We start from the raw sequence: 19,734 nt of genomic DNA, 5'->3' as shown, positions 1-19,734 counted from the left end.
AATATTAGTCTATGTAAGTCATCCATTTATGTTTGTCTTCAACTCTACCGTAATGTATGCCCGCTAATTCATTGTACAATTTTGTGCCAAGTTCACCGGCTTCAGTTTCACTGAATTGGAGGAGTTGATCATTAAACTTCAATTTACTAACTGATGAAATTACCGCAGCAGTTCCAGTTCCAAACATTTCAATTAAATTACCTGCTTTATATTCATCAATAACTTCTTGCAGGCTAATCATTCGCTCAGTTGTATTATATTTCCAGTCCTTCAAAATTTCGAGAACGGACATTCTGGTAATACCGGGAAGAATCGATCCAGTCAGCATAGGAGTTGTAACTTCATTTTTGAAACGAACAAAAATATTCATTGCACCGACTTCTTCAAGATATTTCTGCTCAATTGCATCAAGCCAAAGAACTTGCGAATATCCTTCTTTCTTTGCCTCATGCTGGCCCATTAGACTTGCTGCGTAATTGCCAGCGGTTTTTGCTTCACCTATTCCTTTTCTAACTGCGCGTGCATATTTATCAGTTGCATAGATTGGTACAGGTTTAAAACCTTCGGGATAATACGGACCAACAGGACTGAGCATAATTATCAGTTTGAAGTTCACAGCGCTTCTAACACCAAGTAATGGCTCCGAAGCAAACATAACCGGACGGATGTATAGAGAATGCCCGGGACGTGTTGGAATCCAATCCTTATCAATTCGAACTAATTCAAGCATAGCTTTAAGAACAAAATCCGGATCAATTTCCGGGATACACATTCTTCTAGCAGAATTATTTAATCGCTCAACATTTTTGTTGGGGCGGAAAAGAGCAACTCTGCCGTTATCTTGCTTGTAAGCTTTTAGCCCCTCAAATATTGATTGACCGTAGTGAAAAACCATAGCTGCCGGGCTGAGATTAATATTTTCGAATTGTTTGATTGTAGGATTATACCAACCGCCTAAATCTTCATCGTAGTCAACTTCAAAAATATGATCTGTGTAAATTTTTCCGAAGATTAATTTTTCAGGTAGAATTACTTTTGTGTCTCTTTCAAGAATTTCAATATTTAGATCGTTCATATTAATCACCATTCCTTCTCTTTTATTGAACGGAACTAATTAAAATAAAAAAACCCGGTCAAAACAAAACCGGGTTATGCTGAAAACCAGAAATTGTAATTACTAGAATACCGAGAATTATATCTTTTATAATAAAATTTCTTCGCATTTATTTTTTATTTTCTTTTCAATTATTTGTGCGGAAAAAATATACAAAATTACTGATAATTGCCAAGTTGATGATTTTGTACTTAATGGCAAAATACGGCGAAATATCAGAATGCGTTAAAGAATAGCTTAAAATTCCGCAAACTTTTTCTTTAACAAATCTACTAATATCTGATTTCAATATTGGAACAACTTTATTAGCTTGCATATAGAATAAAAAATTAAAATATGATTAGCCTTCTCTTTCAAAAAATTGGTAAAAAGACTATTGACTTTTTCCAGGAGTTCGGACAAGTCGTTCGGCTCTTTTTAGAAATAATAAAATCTTTGCCCTACCTATTTAAAAGAAGGCGAAATTTTTATTTTCAGATGGAACACATTGGAGTAAATTCAATTCCGCTTGTGCTGATAATTGCAACGTTTACAGGCGCAGTTGCAGCATGGCAGGCGGCTTATCAATTAAAAGGAATAGCACCTTTATCATTTCTTGGTAGTGCCACCAGCAGATCTATAATTACTGAATTGGGACCTGTTCTTACAGCTATTGTTATTGCAGGGCGTATAGGCGCTTCTATTGCGGCTGAACTTGGCTCAATGAAAGTTACCGAACAGATAGATGCACTTGAAACAATGGGAATTAATCCCATCTCTTATTTAGCAGCACCCCGGTTTTTTGCTTCCTTAATAATGATACCGATACTTGTACTTTTCGCCGATGTAATTTCAATAATCGGTGCCTATTTTATTTCAAATTTTTTTCTCGGTGTTTCATTTAATGTGTTTTTTATCTCCGTCAAACGTTATTTTCTATTCAGTGATTTTATATTTGGTATAGTAAAGGGGATGCTTTTCGGCAGCGTAACTTCATTGCTTGGCTGTCATATTGGTTTCAGAACCGAAGGCGGTGCCGAGGGGGTTGGTTTATCAACTATCCGATCTTTTGTTATTAGCTCTGCTATGATTCTAATCCTTGACTATATACTGTGGACATTGATTTTCTGATTTATTTCTTTACAATTGATCTTCCAGAGTAATTAAGAACAATAGATTCTGAACATGTACAAATTTATGAAACGAACAGTTGATATTATCCTTTCACTATTACTTATTATTTTGACATTTCCGTTTCAATTAATCATTGCGGCAGTTCTTTTAATAATTGTCAAAGATAACCCACTTTTTTTTCATCCGCGGGGATTAACACTAGATACCTACCGCTTTACTATGATAAAATTTAGAACAATGCCGTCTTTTCAAATTGAACGAAAAAATAAGAACAGGATGAATGAAGTTTTTTTAATGCCGAAAATGGAGACCCATCTTAATGCGTTTGCATGCTGGTTAAGAAAAAGTGGTCTAGACGAATTACCTCAGATTTACAATATCCTCCTTGGTGAAATGAGCTTTATTGGACCGCGTCCTTTGATGATTAAAGATTTAGAAATTTTAAAGGCTCAATCATCATTCTATTATAATTTGCGGGAAAAGATAATTTCAAAACCAGGCATTACTGGAATTTGGCAGATAATAGGAGACCGGTCTCGCGGCGCGGAAAATCTGGTAGGTCTTGATCTTTTTTACGAAGAGAAAAAATCTTCATTATTAGATTTAATTATTCTTTTTTCAACAATTCCAATGATTCTTTTTGCAAAAAATTCAGATGAAAGGATTCCGGATAACGATTTTATAAGCAAAATATTTATTACCGCTCTTGAGTACTTTAGATTTGCCCCCTCAAAAGAATTACTTCCCGGGAAACATGAATAAGAATGAAATATATCTAACACTGTTTTACTCTCATGCTTTTATTACAATGATAATTTTTATTGATATAAAGATATAAAAAAGAGTTTTTCCGCTTGCGTAAGAATCTTAATGCAATTAATTTGTATTAAGAATAAGAGTTATTCCTTTATAGATGATAAGCATATACATTTATTCAGAAAATATTATTCTCCAACTTTTCCTTCATTCTAATATTCCTAACTGGCAAATCATATTTCTAATACATTCTTGTAATACCCTTCCTACTTATCAAATCACTTATTCACTAATCAATCATCGAGGCAGTTATGTCAGAGTTCGTTAAAAGTCTAATGGCTCAAGTAAAAGCCAAGAATCCAAATGAGCCGGAATTTCACCAGGCAGTGTTTGAAGTTGCATCATCATTGACTGTAGTACTTGAAAAACACCCGGAGTACCGCAAAGAAAAAATCTTAGAAAGGATTATTGAACCGGAACGGCTCTTAATGTTTAGAGTTCCATGGGTTGATGATCAAGGAGAAGTTCAGATCAACCGCGGATTTAGAATTGAAATGAATAGTGCAATTGGTCCCTACAAAGGCGGATTACGTTTTCACCCTTCTGTAAATCTTGGCATCTTAAAATTTTTGGCTTTTGAACAAGTATTTAAAAATAGTTTAACAACACTCCCAATGGGAGGAGGTAAAGGCGGTTCGGATTTTGACCCGAAAGGAAAAAGCGATGGTGAAGTTATGCGTTTCTGCCAAAGTTTTATGAATGAACTATTCCGTCACATCGGTTCAAACACGGATGTACCGGCTGGCGATATTGGAGTAGGCGGGCGTGAAATTGGTTTCATGTTTGGTCAATACAAAAAATTGCGTAATGAATTCACAGGTGTTCTTACAGGTAAAGGACTAAATTGGGGCGGTTCACTTATCCGACCGGAAGCAACCGGTTACGGCGCCGTTTATTTTGCAGCCGAAATGTTAAACACTCGTAAGCAAACTTTAGAAGGAAAGAAATGTTTGGTCTCCGGCAGCGGTAATGTTGCTCAATATACAGTAGAAAAAATTTTACAGCTCGGTGGAAAAGTTCTAACACTCTCAGATTCCAATGGTTACATTTATGATGAAGTCGGTATTGATGCAGAGAAATTAAAATTTGTGATGGAATTGAAAAATGTTCGCCGCGGAAGAATGAAAGAATACACAGATAAATTCAAAGGATCGGTTTATACTCAAATTGATGCAAGCGGAGATTTCAATCCATTGTGGAATCACAAAGCCGATTGCGCATTTCCTTCAGCAACACAAAACGAAATAAATAGTAAAGATGCGGCAAATCTTTTAAAGAACGGAGTTTATGTTGTTAGCGAGGGTGCAAATATGCCGTCGAGTATAGAGGCAATCGATCAGTTTGTTGCAGCGAAAATTCTTTATGGACCAGGTAAAGCAGCAAATGCCGGCGGCGTTGCAACTTCCGGTTTAGAAATGGCGCAGAATAGTATGCGTTACGGCTGGACTCGTGAGGAAGTCGACAACAGACTTCACATGATTATGAAGAGCATTCATAAAACGTGTGTTGATACAGCTGAAAAATACGGAACTCCGTTTAATTATGTTAACGGTGCTAACATTGGAGGATTCGTAAAAGTTGCAGATGCAATGTTAGATCAAGGAATTGTATAATTAAATATCATTCGTGAATTAATGGGGCGATTTTAATCGCCCCACTTTTATATTGAAACGTGTTCGGTAACAAATTCGAAATGCTCGAAAATTTTCCGTGAAATATTTTTATGAACAGCCAACCAATCAAATTTGATAAAGAGCTGATAGAAACAAGCCGCTATTCCAAGTTTCAGGATTTCCATAACCTGATGCGCTACCGCATTCATGATATACTTCTCGTTTCCAGTCTTTACGATTCATACATTTTTGAAGAAGACAACCGTCTTTATGAACTGATCCGTCAAGAATATCAAGGGTTAAATCTTAGCCATTCACCAGAACTTGTTCATGTTTCCAACGGTGAGAAGGCGATCAGTATGGCTAAAAAGGAAAAGCGGTTCAATCTAATTATAACAACGCTGCATATTGAAGATATGTCGGCACTAACTTTTGCAAGAAAAATTAAAGAGAACAAACTAGAAATTCCGGTTGTCCTTTTGAGCTACGATAACCGTGAAATGACCGATCTTATCGCAACAAAAGATATTTCCGTTTTTGATAAAGTTTTTATTTGGCAGGGCGATTATAGAATTGTGCTCGGCATCGTAAAATATTTAGAAGACAAGATTAATGTAGAACACGATACCAAACATGTCGGCGTGCAATCAATAATTCTCATCGAAGACAACATTAGATTTTACTCATCGTATCTACCAATTATCTATACAGAAGTACTCAAACAGTCGCAAAGTTTAATTTCTGAGGGAATAAATCTTTCTCATAAATTTTTAAGAATGCGCGCGCGTCCAAAAATATTATTGTGTTCCAGCTTTGAAGAAGCATGGAACTATTTTGAAAAATACGAGGAATATGTTCTTGGAATAATTTCTGATATTGATTTTAATCGTGAGGGAACACGCGATCCAAATGCGGGAATTTTATTTGCGCAAAAAGTAAAAGAGCATAAACCGGATATCCCGATTCTTCTTCAATCAACAAATCATACTATTGGAAAATTAGCCTCCTCAATCGGCACAACTTTTTTGGAAAAAGATTCTCCTACACTTTTGGAAAATTTGAAAGAGTTTATGCTGACTCATTTCGGTTTTGGCGATTTTGTTTTCCGAACCGATGACGGAACTGAAGTAGGAAGGGCAGAAAATTTAACCGAGCTTGAAGAACAACTCGAAATAGTTCCGGATGAAAGTATTGTTTACCATGCTTCGCGTAATCATTTTTCCAATTGGTTAAAAGCAAGAACTGAATTTTGGCTTGCGCATCAACTTCGGCCGAAAAAAGTAGAAGATTTTCCATCAACCTCTGCATTACGCAAATTATTAATTGATTATGTAAGTGAATTTAGAAAATCCCGTCAGATCGGAGTTATTTCTGATTTTCACAAAGAGACATTTGATGTTACAACAACATTCGCAAGAATCGGCGGCGGTTCTCTTGGCGGAAAAGCACGCGGTCTCGGTTTTGTAAATACGTTACTCAGCAATTTTGAAATTCGTTACCGATTTACTGGAGTGAAAATTTTTGTTCCTTCTGCAGTCGTATTGGGCACAGATGTTTTCGATCAATATTTAGATGATAATGAATTAAGGGACTTCGCATTAAATTCTGAGAATGATAAATTGTTGATGGATCGGTTTTTCAAAGCAGATAATTTTCCGCGCTTTGCCGTTGAAGATTTGCGTTCATTCTTGGATTTAGTTCGTGTTCCGCTGGCGGTTCGTTCATCAAGTCTTCTTGAAGATTCGCAAGGTCAACCATTCTCTGGTGTTTACGATACATTCATGCTTCCAAATAGCCACGAGGATCCGGAAGTACGGCTCAAACAACTTTTTCATGCAATAAAAAGAATTTATGCTTCAGTCTTTTTTCATAAGTCAAAAGATTATTTCAAGGTTACTACATACCGCCTTGAAGAAGAAAAAATGGCTGTGATAATTCAAAAATTAGTTGGCGCCGATCATGACAAAAAATTCTACCCTGAATTTTCCGGTGTTGCTAAATCATATAATTTTTATCCAAACCCGCCGCTAAAATCAACCGATGGAACAGTCGCTGTTGCGCCCGGACTTGGTAAGGCTATTGTTGACGGCGGATTAAGTTTTAGATTTTGTCCTAAGTTTCCAAAGCATCCGCTTCAAATAGGAAGTTTTAATGATTTATTGAAATACACACCGCATGATTTTTTTGCTCTTGATCTAAATGAAGAATATACTGATAGAAATATTGATGAAGATCGTTTAGTAAAAAAATATTCTTTGGCAGATGCGGAAAAAGATGGAACGCTCGATTTAGTTTGTTCGACTTATTCTAAAGAAAATCAAACATTGTATGATGGTGTAGAAAGAACTGGACCAAAAGTTTTTACTCTGGCGCCGATCATCAAACAACAAGTTTTTCCTCTTCCGGAAATATTAGACCTACTCCTGGAAATGGGTACATGGGGAACCGGTTCTCCAATTGAAATTGAATTTGCAGTCAATCTTAAAGTACCGGAAGGAAAACCAAAAGAGTTTGGTTTGCTTCAAATGCGTCCGCTCGTTATAAGTAATGAAATAGAAGAACTCGATCTGGATCATAATGATTCGAAAGATTTAATTTGCAGAAGCGATCAAGTTTTGGGACACGGGGTTGTTAGCGATATAAAAGATATTGTTTTTGTCGATCTCGAAAAATTTGACCGCAAGTTTACAATTGATGTTGCACATGAAATTGCTCAATTCAATTCAAAGATGGTTAATGATGAACTTTCTTATTTATTGATTGGAGTTGGACGATGGGGTACTCTCGACCCCTGGCTCGGCATTCCAGTTACATGGGAACAAATCAACGGTGCTAAAGCAATCATAGAATCAAACTTTATGGATTTCAATGTTACTCCTTCGCAAGGATCTCATTTTTTCCAGAACCTTACTTCATTTAAAATCGGTTATTTTACTATAGACGATTTTACAGAGCAAGGATTTATTGATTGGACTTGGCTGCAGCATCAGAATATTGTAGAGCATAAAAATTTTACTAAACATATTCGTTTAGAGAGACCTCTTACAATAAAGATTAATGGTCACCGTAATAAAGGAATTATTCTAAAACCCGCCTGAACTTTTCCTTAAAGCATTCTTACTTGTTGGATAATGGATTTCAAAAAGACTAATTTTTGAACGCATTATTGAAATTAATGGAGAAGTGATGTCAAACTTTGTAATTAAACCGGCTGTAAGAACAGAAAAGATTACTTATGCGGTACGTGATATAGTTGTACTTGCAAATGAAGTTGCAAAAACGGGAAAAGAAATGTTGTATCTAAATATCGGCGACCCGAATGTTTTTGATTTTGAACCGCCAAAACATCTTATAGAAGCTACTTATTATGCAATGAAAAAAAACTATAACGGTTATTCTCCTTCATCCGGAATTAAGCATGCATTAGATGCAATTGCAAAAGAAGCAGAGCGTAAAGGAATAAAAAATATTCAAGATATTTTTGTAACTACCGGCGCGAGTGAAGCAATTGATATTTGTCTTACTGCACTTGTAAACGAAGGTGAGAATGTTTTAACACCAACTCCGGGTTATCCTCTTTATACGGCAATTCAAAGCAAATTACAGACAATGGAAAATCCGTATTACTTGGATGAAAACAACAACTGGCAGCCCAATATTGAAGACATCAAAAGTAAAATAAATAGCAAGACACGCGCAATTATATTAATCAATCCAAATAATCCAACCGGATCAATCTGCTCAACAGAAATTTTAAAACAAATAATTGAGATTGCATTAGAGCATAATCTTGTAATTTTTGCAGATGAGATTTATGATAAACTTTTAATGGATGGAAAAAAACATACTTCAATTGCGTCTCTTAATTCAGAAGTTCCTATGATTACATTCGGAGGTTTGTCTAAAAATTACATGGTTCCCGGTTTTAGAATTGGATGGGGGATTGTTAGCGGGAATAGATCGGTACTGAATGATTACATTGAAGCAATAAATAAAATATTGCGTGCGCGTTTATGTGCTAATCATCCTGCACAATATGGTATAGCGCCTTCACTTCTCGGAGATCAATCTCATCTTGAAGTTGCAATGAAAAAATTGACGAGCAGAAGAAATCTAACTTTTGAGATGATGAACTCAATTCCAGGAATTTCATGTGTTGCACCTGAAGGAGCATTCTACGCGTTCCCGCGTCTCAATGACGTTTCTAACGATACGCATTTTGTTGCCGAGTTATTAAAAGAAACAGGAGTTGTAGTTGTACCGGGAAGCGGATTCGGACAATTACCGGGAACAAATCATTTCCGAATTGTATTTCTTCCACCGGAAAATATTTTGGAAAAAGCATACAAAGCAATTGGCGAATTTCATGCAATGTACATTGAGAAATTTGAGAAGATTTTAGCAAAATAATTCTTGACTGCCGCGGTTTGGCTCTAAGTTGTAAACCAAACCGCGCTTCTCTATATTTGCCCACCATTTTCTAATAACATAAGAACATTTCATTTGAAGAATATAAATATTACAGAACTGCCTAACGGAATTAAAGTAATTTCTGAAAAGATCAGCTATGTTAAATCATTCTCGCTTGGCTTCTGGTTTAATGTTGGTTCACGTGATGAAACTCCGGAATACAGTGGTATAAGTCACTTTTTGGAACACATGTTCTTCAAAGGAACTAAAAAACGTTCGGCTAAAAAGATTGCGGAAGATATTGAATCGCTGGGTGGATATCTAAACGCGTTCACTTCTAAGGAACATACTTGTTTTTACGGAAGAGGACTTACAAATCATATCGAAAAAACTTTTGAAGTGCTGGCAGATATGATGCAAAATTCTGTTTTCAACCCCAAAGAAATTCAAAAAGAATCTGCAGTTGTAATTGATGAACTTTACGATATTGAAGACTCACCCGATGAATTGATATTTGATAAATTTGAAAGCAATGTTTTCAAGGGCAATTCTCTTGCAATGCCTATCATCGGTACAGAAAAAAACTTGCGTGAATTCAAGCAAAAAGACCTATTCAATTTTGTAAAAGAGAATTATACATTCGACCGTTTTTTCATTGTGGCTTCCGGAAATATTGAGCATAAAGATTTAGTTAGATTCGCAAAAAAATATGTTACAAAAAATCTAAAGTCAACCAGCGAAAATAAACGCGATCTTATACTCAAGCCGGCTGCAGATATTTATGTTGAGAAAAAAACTCAGCAAGTTCATTACATATTGGGTAAACCGACTTACGGAATCAAAGAGAAACGTAGAAATATAGTTAGTGTTCTTTCACATATTTTGGGAGAAGGAAGCAGCTCTCGGCTATTTCAAAAAATACGTGAAGAGAACGGAATAGCATATCAAATAAATTCATTTTTAAATTCTTTTTTTGATATCTCCACATTCGGGGTTTATCTTTCGACCAACGATAAATCGGTTTATAAAGCACAGGATTTGATTCTAAAAGAGCTTGAAAAGATTAAACAAAAAAAGGTTGGAGAAATAGAACTCAGTCGCGCAAAAGAATATCTGATTGGCAATATGCTTATGAGTTTGGAAAGTACAACTAACCGTATGCTTAGAATTGCGCAGTCCGTTATCTACTTTAATAAGATAAAATCAGTTGAAGAGACGGTAAAACATATTCAATCTGTTACCGCTAAAGATATTCAGGAAATGTCGAACGAATTATTTTATTCATCAAATAAATTTGAAAATGGTGGTCTAACAAGAGTAATTTTATCTTCAAAAAATTTACTGCTTAAGAAAGTTGTGTAAAGGAAAGCAATATGCCAATGTTAACTGTTGATGGTAAACAGATCGAGTTTAAACAAGGACAAACTGTAATAGAAGCCGCACGTGCTGCGGGTATTGAAATTCCTCATTTCTGCTGGCATCCGAGTTTATCGGTTTCCGGTAATTGCCGTGTTTGTCTTGTAGAAATTGAAAAGATGCCTAAGCTTGCTATTTCATGTTCAACATACGCAATGGATGGAATGGTCGTTTACACTCAATCTGAAAAAACTTTGCAGGCACGCAATGCAGTAATGGAATTTATTCTCATAAATCACCCATTGGATTGCCCAATATGCGATGAAGCCGGTGAGTGCAAACTTCAAGAGTATGCTTATGCACATGGCAGCGGTGAAAGTCGTTTTGAAGAAATTAAAGTCAGAAAAGAAAAACGTGTTCAACTTGGTCCAAATATAAAATTTGACGGTGATAGATGTATCATGTGCTCGCGTTGTATCCGGTTCTCGGATGAAATTGCAAAACAGAATCAACTTACATTTGTTAAACGGGGAGATAAAGTTACTATTACAACTTTCCCCGGTGAATCGTTTGATAATCCTTACACATTGAACACAACCGATATTTGTCCGGTCGGAGCGTTAACAAATCAAGATTTCAGATTTAAATCCCGTGTATGGGAAATGTCGAAAACAAATTCTGTATGTGTTGGATGCGCACGCGGATGCAATTCAGAAGTTTGGGTTCGCAACAATCAGATATTAAGATTAACACCGCGTCAAAATGATGATGTGAACAGTTACTGGATGTGCGACAACGGGAGATTAAACACTTTTAAAAATGTAAATGCGGATAATAGAATTAATGGAACTTTCATACGCAAAGAAGGAAAGCTCGAAAAAGTTTCTTGGGAAGAAGCATTTAAAGTTGCTGCAAAAAGTTTGAAGGATTACAAGAGCGGCGAAATTGCATTCATCGGTTCTGCATTTACTACATGTGAAGATAACTTTGCGTTAGTAAAATTTGCTAAGTCTCTCGGTGTCGTCAATTTCGATTTTGTAAATCATACCGTTCCGGGTGATCAAGATGATATTTTAATTCGCGAAGATAAAACTCCAAACAAACTTGGTGCGGAATTATCTGGCGTAAGAGCCGGTTCTAATGGATTGAGTGTCGAAGGAATAATGAAAGCAATTAAAGAAGGTAAGATCAAAGCACTTTATGTTATGGAAGATGATGTTGCAACATTCAATGATGAATATGAAAAAATTCTGGATAAACTTGAGCTCTTGATTATTCATTCTTCGAACGAAAACAAAACTACAATGCTGGCAGATATAGTTTTCCCCGCTTCTACATTTGCCGAAAAGAACGGTACATTTGTAAACTTTCAAGGTAGAGTTCAAAGAATTCGTCCGGCAGTAGCAACGGAAGAGATGGACCGCGCTCTTGATGGAATGGAAATGAGCCGTTGGGATAAATTTGGTACTAAGTTCGACCGCTGGATGCAAGGATCAAAATATGATTCTCGACCGAGCTGGAAAATTTTTACAATGCTCTCTTCATATCTTGGCGGAAAAACAAAATACGAAATGGCGGAAGATGTTTTTATAGATATGACTCATTCGGTAGATAGTTTCAAAGGTCTTGATTATAATAAAATTGGTGAGCAAGGAGTATTGCTTAAAATTAAGCAAACAGTTTCAGCTTAAAAATGGAACGCTGATATTTATGATGATTATGATTTTTAAAAATTTGCGTTCTATTAAAAAATTCGGAGTGATTGGTTCATGAACATTTGGGAAATATTAATAGTCTCTTTTATAAAGATTCTGATTATAGTTGTAATGCTTCTGTTAACAGTAGCGTATTCAGTTTACTTTGAAAGGAAGATTAGCGCATGGGTTCAAAATAGAGTTGGACCAAACCGTGTAGGATGGCATGGCTTATTGCAGCCGTTTGCGGATGTTTTTAAATTAATGTTTAAAGAAGATATAATCCCAGATGCTGCAAATAAAACATTACATACTTTAGCCCCGTTCATCGCATTGTTTGTTTCTTTTGCTACATATGCCGTAATACCGTTGGGTCCTCCAATTGAAATATTCGGCTACAAAATAAATTTGGTAGTCGCAGATGTAAATATTGGAATTCTTTATGTCCTTGCACTCACTTCTCTTGGCGTATATGGAATTACTTTTGCAGGATGGTCTTCCGGAAGTAAATATTCTTTACTCGGTGGAATTCGATCTTCCGCGCAAATGATTTCATATGAAGTCTCAATGGGTTTTTCAGTTGCCGGTGTGATTTTGATGTCGCAGTCTTTAAGTCCGGTAAAAATAGTAGAAGCTCAGCATGGTTGGATGTGGAATGCAGTTGTTCAACCTATTGGATTCATAACATTTTTAGTTTCGGCATTTGCAGAAACAAATAGATTACCTTTTGATTTGCCCGAAGCAGAACCGGAACTTGTTGGGGGCTACCATACAGAATACAGCTCGTTTAAATTTGCCGGTTTTTTTCTTGCCGAATATGCAAATATGGCAATAGCGAGTGCAATGATTGTTACGCTTTACCTTGGCGGTTACCAGGTTCCATATATAGAAAAATTAGGACTCAGTTATACAATTACAACTATTATACAGATCGCTGCTTTCTTATTTAAAATTGGTGCTTTGATATTCTTCTTTATGTGGGTTAGATGGTCCTTACCGCGTTTTAGATATGATCAGTTGATGAATCTTGGCTGGAAAGTAATGTTTCCGTTAGCTCTTGCAAATATTATTTGGGTTGCCGCATTAATAATGATTTTTGGATTATAATTTGTAGTGCGAACTTTAGTTCGCAAAAGATTAAAAGGTAAAAGATGCCGGTACAAAAAAGGAAAGAAGATTTAAACATATTGCAGAAACTCTACATTCCCGAAATCGTAAAAGGAATGGCACTTACTCTTAAGAATATGTTTCGTCCAAATGTAACGATGCAGTATCCAGAGGTAAAATTTGAACCGCCGTCATCATACCGCGGCCGGCCTGTTCTTGTTCAAGAAAATAATGGAACGGAACGTTGTGTTGCATGCGGATTATGTTCCCGTGTTTGTCCCGCATTGGCAATTGAAGTACAAGCGGCAGAAACTGCATTGGAAAAAGAAAGATATCCGCAGAAGTTTGAAATCAATATGCTGCGCTGCATCTTTTGCGGTTTCTGCGAAGAAGTTTGTCCGGAAGAAGCAATTGTTATGAGCAAAGATTATGAATTGGTTTTCACGAATAGAAATGATGCGATCTATGGAAAAGATAAATTATTGGTTCCCGTTGAGAACTTAAAAGATAGATTGGAATTCTTAAGAAAGTTTAAATAGAATTCCTTTAATGATTTTTTTCAAACCCTCGACTATTTCGAGGGTTTTTTATTTTAAAGAATCATGCGTAAAAATTTAAAGTACTTCCTTCGATTCCTTTTTTATAAGATGCAGAAAAATTTATCTTGACAATAAATAACCAGTGCCCTATATTATTAGTGTAATAGTAGACTATTGCATTGATTAACTAAATCGAATAAATTATAAGGAAATGCTTATGATTGAATTCAAACTTGACCCCAGGAGCGGAGTTCCTTTCTACAAACAGATTGTCGATCAGATTCGTTTTGGAATTTCTTCAGGAAGTCTGAAAGTTGGAGAGCAACTCCCCACCGTTCGTTCTCTTGCGGTTCTATTAAAAGTAAATCTCAATACAATATCGAAAGCATACAAGGAACTTGAGATCCAGAATGTACTTGAGACCCAGCAAGGGACCGGAACATTCATCGGTACAATTCCACCTCGTATCGATTCGGATGAATTAGAGAGTAAATTATCAAACATTTGTTCGGAATTTTTAAGTATCACATCTAGTTACGGTTTCAAAATTGATGAAGTAATTAATGAACTAAAAAAAAAGAAGGGAGGTAGCAAATGAATCCTCGTGAAGTAGGAAGAAATGATTTCAATCTTATTGCAATGACTATTTTTATTTGTCTGGCCATTCTCGGTTCACTTCTATTTGTCTTTATGTTTATAAGCATTTATGGTTTAACTGCATGGTTTATTATATCATTATTATTCTCATCCTCTTTTAAAATTGCCGATCAATGGGAAAGAGCCGTCGTTTTGAGAATGGGAAAATTCATTGGTCTGAAAGGTCCCGGTTTATTTTTAATAATTCCAATTGCGGATCGTGTAACATGCTATATAGACCAACGAGTTCGAACTACATATTTTAAAGCCGAAGAAACTCTGACCAAAGATACAGTTCCGGTAAATGTTGATGCTGTTGTGTATTGGACTGTCTGGGATGTGGAAAAAGCTGCATTGGAAGTTCAAGACTATATTACTGCGGTATCTTACATTGCACAAACCGGGTTGCGTGATAATATCGGCAAGCATGAATTGGCAGATCTTCTGCAGAACAGAGAAAAAATTGCAATCGATCTACAGGCGACACTTGATGAACACACTAATCCCTGGGGAATCACCTGCAATACCGTTGGTATTAGAGATATTGTTATTCCAGCCGCACTAGCTAATGCAATGAGTAAACAAGCACAAGCGGAAAGAGAGAGACAGGCAAGAGTAATATTAGGAACAGCGGAAACAGAGATCGCAGAAAAATTTGCTAAGGCGAGCGAGAATTACAAAAACAATCCCGTTGCATTGCAGCTAAGAGGAATGAACATGTTGTTTGAAGGACTTAAAGAAAAAGGATCATTAATTATTGTTCCTAGCTCTGCTTTAGAATCGATGAATCTCGGAGCTGTGGGTGGATTGGCTGCTTTGGCACAAAATGCAGCGGAGAAAAATTAAAATGAAGTTGAGATAAAATGCAGTTTGGTATATTCTTAAAAAATATTTTATTCTTATTATAAAACCCTGGTCAAACGCCGGGGTTTTATATTTTATATTTTTTTGTTAGTTTAAATTCAAAATCGGGGAAAGCATATGTTTTCTAAGATCCTCTCCGGTGCTACATTTGGTATTGACGCTTATCTGGTAGAAGTTGAAACTCATTATGAGAAACAACTTCCGTCTATTACGATTGTAGGCTTGCCAGATAACGCGGTAAAAGAGAGCAAGGAAAGAGTGCTTGCAGCTATTAAAAATTCCGGTATTGAATTTCCACTTAAAAAAATTACGATCAACTTAGCCCCTGCAGATATTAAGAAAGAAGGCAGTTCATTCGACTTACCAATCGCGGTTGGAATTCTTGCCGCAACAGAAATAATTAATCCGGATTTACTCAATCAAACTTTTATTCTAGGAGAACTTTCACTTGATGGATCTCTTCGTAAAATAAAAGGTGCACTGCCAATTACTGTTGAAGCAAGAAGACTCGGTATTAAAAAGATAATTCTTCCTGCAGAATCTGTGAAAGAAGCATCTATAGTTGATGGAATAGAAGTTTATGGTTTGCTAAATCTGACGGAAGTAATTCAATTCTTAAATGAAGAAGCAAAATTTGATCCTGTTTATACGAACAAAGATGAAATATTTTCTCAAGTAAATACTTATATGCTGGATTTCTCAGATGTCAAAGGTCAAGAGAATGTTAAACGCGCTCTTGAAATTGCCGCAGCCGGCGGACATAATATTTTAATGATTGGACCGCCTGGTTCAGGCAAAACGATGCTGGCTAAAAGATTTCCTTCAATTCTTCCGCCGCTCAATTTTGAAGAAGCACTTGAGACAACAAAAATTCATTCCATTGCCGGAATTCTCCGTAAAGATCAGGCTCTAATAACCGAGCGTCCATTTAGAAGTCCACATCATACAATTTCTGATGCAGCTTTAATTGGTGGCGGAACCATTCCACGTCCCGGAGAGGTTTCTTATGCGCATCATGGAGTACTTTTTCTAGATGAGCTGCCGGAGTTCAAGAAAAATGTTTTAGAAGTTTTGCGCCAACCGCTTGAAGATTACAAAGTTACCGTAAGCCGATCGAAAATGTCTCTTGAGTTCCCCGCAAATTTTATGCTTGCTGCAGCAATGAATCCTTGAAGTTGTGTTGCCTTTCTGTCATCAATTTATCCCCGGCGGAAACGTATTGAAGCTGTATAGAAATATCATTTTGTCCAATAGTTATCTTATCGGTAATAGTCTCAATAATCTTACGTTTTTCATCAGAATTAAATGTTTCCCACCGATCATATAGATCCTTCGCTTCGCGAAGTATTTCATCACTAGAAAGGAACTGAATCTTAAGAAAGTCTATCTCAGCTTGTAGTTCAGGGATTTGATTCTCCATCTGTATATAACGTTCGTCAAGGGGCTTATAATGACTTCCAAAGCCTGTTTTGGGTAACTCCCCGGCTAAGTGTAGCTGTACCAATTTGTCCATCTCTAGCTTGATTTTAGACTGTTCTTTGAGAAGTGTAGTAAGAAGTTCCTCTTTTTCCCGAATAGAATGATCAGCCGTATTGAGATATTGCATCATTTCTTTAGGAGAAAGAAGAAAGCTTTTTAATTGTTCATGGAAAATAGACTCAAGATCAGAAATTCCAATTTTATTGTGGCACTTTTGGCAAATGTATTTTGGTGAATTCGAAGGCACATACATTTTATTACCGTTGGTCTCGCAGTCACAGAATACAAATCCGGTAAATAAATGTGTTGCCTTTTTAGTAGGGCGGTGATTTGCTTTTTGCTGCTCGTCCAAAATTTGATTGCATTGATTCCAAAGTTCTTCAGAAATGATCGGTTCTATTTCTATAAATACCCAATCCGATGGTGGCTTTAATTCCCATTTTTTATTGGCACCCAAACTCTTGGTATAGTTTGCTCGACGAAGTCCTTTTGCACTTGAGTCTTGAAGTAGTCGCATCACTGTAGTGTCACTAAACTTTGAACTGTTGCGAGTTCTATAACCAGATTCATTTAATAAACGTGCAACAGTTTTTTTACGTTTATGCTCAATGAATAATTCATACATAAGTTTTCTGATTGGAGCTTCTTTAGGATCAGGAATAAGTTTTTTATCAAGCCACTGAAACCCAAAAGGAGCTTGTCCTCCTAATGGTTTTCCCATCCTAGCGCGAACGGGAACAGATGCGGCAACTCGTTCAGCAATTTCTTCGCGTTCCCACTGAGCCATAGCCGCAATCATCGTATAAAATAATCTTCCGGCGGGTGTTGAGGTATCGATTGATTCTTGGAGAGAAATAAGATCGGCATTATACTTTCTAAATATTTCTGCAAATTCTAAAAGCTCTTTTGTGTTTCTTGCCAAGCGAGCAAGTTTAGAAAATATAATTCCCGTAATTTTTCCTGACTTGATATCTGAAAGCATCCGTTGGGTTTCGGGATGTTCCATGACTGATTTACCACTTACGGCCTCAAGCTTATATACTTCTTTAATATTCCATTCTTTCGATTCTGCATAATAACGAGCACGTTTCTCATGATGTTCGGGGCTTTCACCTTTTACCTGATCTTCAGTTGAAACACGAATCCAAATACCTATTGATTTATTTCCATCCATTTCATTTCCTCATAGTTCATTGCAACAAAAAATCTCGTTACGTAATCAAGTTATTATTTTTTTGTAAAACAAAAAAGGAGATGTTTAGCATCCCCCTTTTTCTTTACGCATTGCCGACACGCTTAAAAGATGAATTTGCTTTTTCTTTATAATGAGAAGAGGAAGCAAGATCAATCTCATGGAGAGAATAATTAGATGGAATTTTATTCTCCATTTCTGAAATAGCTTTATATAGTAATTGATTCACCAATCGCGTCATGGGAATGCGTTTCTGTTTTGCAATAGGATAGAGCTGAACAACGAGCTCCTCCGAAATTTTTGGACTATACATAATACAATCCTCTATGCTGTTGTCAAAGAACTCTTCAAAGCATAAGGGAGATAAAAAAATAAATAAGGAGTGATTATTTGTCTAAGTCTACAAAAACATCCGACTACATCACAAATATCTCAATAATCAAAGAGTCTTTTTTGCTTTTTTTCATTAGGAATTTGAGAATAAACATTTGTTTGAATTTCTTTTCTGATTAATTCATGAGGCTTCGTATAACGCTCACGTGAATAAGTGATGATTTCATCTTTCATTGTATTCTTAGGCAATGGTAATGGAAGTGTTACTCCGCTAAAGGGAACTGAGGTAATCCCATCAATCATAAGTTTAATACAAATGTTATAATTGGGAAGATTGATCAAATCAGTTTCTGCAAAGGTAGGTTCAAACTCTTTTGCTAAATAGCGTGCATCATCAACACCCACTCGAAATGCAATCATCGTTCCTACATTACCAAAGATTGCATCACGAACCGGCTCTTGTAATTGTTTTACATATTGATGTGCTAAAACTAAATTGAGTCCATACTTTCGTGCCTCAGAAAGAATGTTCGCAAAAGAAAGCGTCATGAAATTATGAAACTCATCAACATAGAAATAAAACGGTCGTCTCTGATCTTCTGAAACATTTGCCCGATTCATAGCGGCAAGAAAAATCATAGTCGTAATCATTGAACCTAATAACGAACTGGTATCTTCACCCAATTTTCCTTTTGAAAGATTTACAATAAGAATTTTCCCTTGATCCATAATCTCTCTGAATCGAAATGTATTTTGCACTTGACCGACAATATTGCGTAAGGGAAGATTAGTGAGAAAGTGACTCATCTTATTGAGTATTGGTGCAATGGCTTCAGAGCGAAAGTAGGGTGAATATTTATCAAACTCTGTTGTCCAGAATGTTCGTATTTGTTCTTGGGTACAAAATGCCAACACGTGTTTACGAAACTCTGCATTCGTTAATAAAGTTGGCACATTAAGTAATGTTCCCTGTGGATATTCAAGTAAGGTATAAAATGAGTAACGTAAAATGTGTTCCAATCGTGGTCCCCAAAATTCTGCATATATTTTTTTAAATACCGAAATCAATCCAGACACAACGAGATAATGAGAGCCAAGTGAAACATGCGCGAGTGGATTAAATGCAATCGGATATTCACCATCACTCGGATTAAAATAAATCACATCATTAATTCTTTCTTTGGGAATGTGTGATAGCAAAGTCTCTGCTAAATCTCCATGTGGATCAATTATTGCAAGACCATTACCTTGATTAATATCTGAGATTGCCATCTGAGCAAGTAAACTTGATTTTCCCGTTCCCGTTTTACCGACAATATACATGTGACCCCGTCTGTTCTTCTCTTTGATACCAAACTTCTTTCGGATATCGCGCCAATTAGTGAGTGCAATGGGGGTGATCGATTGTGCATCATGTTGTATGTGTTCCATATGAATCGATCATATATAAACTTCAATACTGAAATAA

General features: G+C 36.2%; 16 protein-coding genes. 12 read left to right on the top strand and 4 right to left on the bottom strand.

The window, feature by feature from the left end:
* Positions 1-4: 4 nt before the first annotated feature.
* Entirely contained in the window at positions 5-1,075 is a 1,071-nt protein-coding gene (locus NTX65_05280) for a branched-chain amino acid aminotransferase (protein ID MCX6168726.1), read from the bottom strand.
* A gap of 375 nt (positions 1,076-1,450) precedes the next feature.
* Between NTX65_05280 and NTX65_05275 the strand changes: the two genes are divergently transcribed.
* The 12 genes from NTX65_05275 (at position 1,451) to NTX65_05220 (ending at position 16,435) form a co-directional block, all read left to right on the top strand.
* On the top strand, positions 1,451-2,224 hold the full coding sequence (locus tag NTX65_05275; protein ID MCX6168725.1) for an ABC transporter permease: 774 nt from the start codon (positions 1,451-1,453) through the stop codon (positions 2,222-2,224).
* A gap of 66 nt (positions 2,225-2,290) precedes the next feature.
* Positions 2,291-2,989 carry a sugar transferase gene (locus NTX65_05270; GenBank protein ID MCX6168724.1) on the top strand — a complete coding sequence of 233 codons (699 nt, stop codon included), beginning with the start codon at positions 2,291-2,293 and terminating at the stop codon, positions 2,987-2,989.
* A 305-nt stretch (positions 2,990-3,294) separates the two neighbouring features.
* Positions 3,295-4,656, top strand: coding sequence for an NADP-specific glutamate dehydrogenase (gdhA, locus tag NTX65_05265; GenBank protein MCX6168723.1), 1,362 nt, complete (start codon positions 3,295-3,297; stop codon positions 4,654-4,656).
* A gap of 110 nt (positions 4,657-4,766) precedes the next feature.
* Positions 4,767-7,754 (top strand): histidine kinase, encoded by a 2,988-nt coding sequence (locus NTX65_05260; GenBank protein MCX6168722.1) that lies wholly within the window; start codon positions 4,767-4,769, stop codon positions 7,752-7,754.
* Positions 7,755-7,842: 88 nt separating this feature from the next.
* Positions 7,843-9,066, top strand: coding sequence for an aminotransferase class I/II-fold pyridoxal phosphate-dependent enzyme (locus tag NTX65_05255; protein MCX6168721.1), 1,224 nt, complete (start codon positions 7,843-7,845; stop codon positions 9,064-9,066).
* A gap of 93 nt (positions 9,067-9,159) precedes the next feature.
* Positions 9,160-10,428: a pitrilysin family protein gene (locus tag NTX65_05250; GenBank protein MCX6168720.1), complete on the top strand. Its 1,269-nt coding sequence runs from the start codon at positions 9,160-9,162 to the stop codon at positions 10,426-10,428.
* Positions 10,429-10,439: 11 nt separating this feature from the next.
* Positions 10,440-12,113, top strand: a complete 1,674-nt coding sequence (locus NTX65_05245) for a molybdopterin-dependent oxidoreductase (GenBank protein ID MCX6168719.1) — start codon at positions 10,440-10,442, stop codon at positions 12,111-12,113.
* Positions 12,114-12,191: 78 nt separating this feature from the next.
* Positions 12,192-13,223, top strand: coding sequence for an NADH-quinone oxidoreductase subunit NuoH (gene nuoH, locus NTX65_05240; GenBank protein MCX6168718.1), 1,032 nt, complete (start codon positions 12,192-12,194; stop codon positions 13,221-13,223).
* Positions 13,224-13,267: 44 nt separating this feature from the next.
* Positions 13,268-13,762, top strand: coding sequence for an NADH-quinone oxidoreductase subunit NuoI (gene nuoI / locus NTX65_05235; protein ID MCX6168717.1), 495 nt, complete (start codon positions 13,268-13,270; stop codon positions 13,760-13,762).
* A gap of 217 nt (positions 13,763-13,979) precedes the next feature.
* A complete protein-coding gene (locus NTX65_05230) occupies positions 13,980-14,360 on the top strand; it encodes a GntR family transcriptional regulator (protein MCX6168716.1) in 381 nt (126 codons plus the stop codon).
* The gene (locus NTX65_05225; GenBank protein ID MCX6168715.1) at positions 14,357-15,244 is read left to right on the top strand and encodes a slipin family protein; all 888 of its coding nucleotides are present in this window, start codon (positions 14,357-14,359) and stop codon (positions 15,242-15,244) included. The genes NTX65_05230 and NTX65_05225 overlap by 4 nt, the downstream gene beginning before the upstream one ends.
* Positions 15,245-15,379: 135 nt before the next feature.
* Positions 15,380-16,435, top strand: a complete 1,056-nt coding sequence (locus NTX65_05220) for a YifB family Mg chelatase-like AAA ATPase (protein MCX6168714.1) — start codon at positions 15,380-15,382, stop codon at positions 16,433-16,435.
* Here the strand turns inward: NTX65_05220 and NTX65_05215 are convergent.
* From NTX65_05215 to NTX65_05205, 3 genes are all read right to left on the bottom strand, one after another.
* A complete protein-coding gene (locus NTX65_05215) occupies positions 16,407-17,915 on the bottom strand; it encodes a recombinase family protein (protein MCX6168713.1) in 1,509 nt (502 codons plus the stop codon). The two genes, NTX65_05220 and NTX65_05215, sit on opposite strands and share 29 nt — an antisense overlap.
* Positions 17,916-18,018: 103 nt before the next feature.
* Positions 18,019-18,246 (bottom strand): hypothetical protein, encoded by a 228-nt coding sequence (locus NTX65_05210; protein MCX6168712.1) that lies wholly within the window; start codon positions 18,244-18,246, stop codon positions 18,019-18,021.
* Between the two features lie 119 nt (positions 18,247-18,365).
* Complete coding sequence (locus tag NTX65_05205; GenBank protein MCX6168711.1) at positions 18,366-19,697, bottom strand: type IV secretion system DNA-binding domain-containing protein; 1,332 nt, start codon at positions 19,695-19,697, stop codon at positions 18,366-18,368.
* Positions 19,698-19,734: the final 37 nt, after the last annotated feature.

It is taken from the genome of Ignavibacteriales bacterium, from assembly GCA_026390795.1.
Lineage (GTDB): Bacteria > Bacteroidota > Ignavibacteria > Ignavibacteriales > Melioribacteraceae > Fen-1258.
The sequence above is the reverse complement of the archived record's forward strand: the minus strand, read 5'-3'. Positions and strand labels throughout refer to the sequence as shown.